Annotated in this window: 2 rRNA genes and 1 pseudogene; 1 reads left to right on the top strand and 2 read right to left on the bottom strand. The window is 65.9% G+C overall.

The features are described from left to right. A pseudogene (locus tag BG482_RS44475) lies at window positions 1–635 on the top strand (hypothetical protein); the annotation flags it as partial. A gap of 119 nt (window positions 636–754) precedes the next feature. Here the strand turns inward: BG482_RS44475 and rrf are convergent. Continuing rightward, window positions 755–871, bottom strand: a 5S ribosomal RNA gene (gene rrf / locus BG482_RS39850). A 101-nt stretch (window positions 872–972) separates the two neighbouring features. Further along, window positions 973–1,207, bottom strand: a 23S ribosomal RNA gene (locus tag BG482_RS44630); the annotation flags it as partial.

The following is a 1,207-nucleotide window of genomic DNA, read 5'->3' as shown; positions in this document are numbered from 1 at the left end:
CGGTCGTCGCGGCGGTCGTCGCGCCGGTCGTCCCGACGGTCGTCGCGGCGGAAGGCAGGGCGGTCGCCCCGGTCGCCACGGTCGTCACGACGGAAGCCCGGACGGTCGCCACCGCGGTCGTCCCGACGCGGCCCACGGTCGCCGCGGTCGTCCCGCTGGAACGCGGGCCGGGACCCCCGGTCCCCCTCACGACGGTCGTCACGCCGATCATCACGACGGTCGTCCCGGCGGCCGAAACCGCCGCCATCATGACCACGGTCACGCTCACGACCAGCGAAGCCACCGCCACGACTGTCATCCCGACGACCGTAACCGCCACCGCGGTTGTCGTCGCGCCTGCCGCTCCCCCCACGATCGTCGTCACGACGGACGGCGGGACGGTCCCCACGGTCGTCACGACGGAATCCCCCGCGCTCACCTCGACCGCCGCGGTCGTCGCGATTCCGGTCGTCCCGGCCGCGCTCGTCACGACGGTCGTCGCGGCGAGCGGGTCCACCACGGTCGTTGTCCCGACGGAAGCCGCCGCGGTCTCCGCGGTCTCCGCGGTTGCCGGCGCGATCTCCGCGGTCCCCACTGTCCCGTCGCCGCTGGTCGCGCTCCGGTCGGTCGTCGGGAGAGTTGGTGGACATGGGTGACTCCTGTCATCGGTACAGCAAACATTCTCGCGCACCCGAGTACCCGGCGCGCTCCAGAAAAACGAAAAGGACCCTTGGCCCCAGCTGAACGCTGGGACCAAGGGTCCTTTCCAAAGATTGTTCGGCGGCGTCCTACTCTCCCACAGGGTCCCCCCTGCAGTACCATCGGCGCTGTAAGGCTTAGCTTCCGGGTTCGAAATGTAACCGGGCGTTTCCCTCACGCTATGGCCACCGAAACCCTAATGGTTTCGAGCGAACAAGCACACTTTTTACTTGTTTCTAGCTCTAACCGGCAACGGTCGTTGCCTCAGAACTAACACAGTGGACGCGAGCAACTGAGGACAAGCCCTCGGCCTATTAGTACCAGTCAGCTTCACCCATTACTGGGCTTCCACATCCGGCCTATCAACCCAGTCGTCTACTGGGAGCCTTAACCCCTCAAGGGGGTGGGAATACTCATCTCGAAGCAGGCTTCCCGCTTAGATGCTTTCAGCGGTTATCCCTCCCGAACGTAGCCAACCAGCCATGCCCTTGGCAGAACAACTGGCACACCAGAGGTTCGTCGGTTCGTC

This window comes from Streptomyces sp. LUP30 (assembly GCF_001746365.1).
GTDB lineage: Bacteria > Actinomycetota > Actinomycetes > Streptomycetales > Streptomycetaceae > Streptomyces.
The sequence above is the reverse complement of the archived record's forward strand: the minus strand, read 5'-3'. Positions and strand labels throughout refer to the sequence as shown.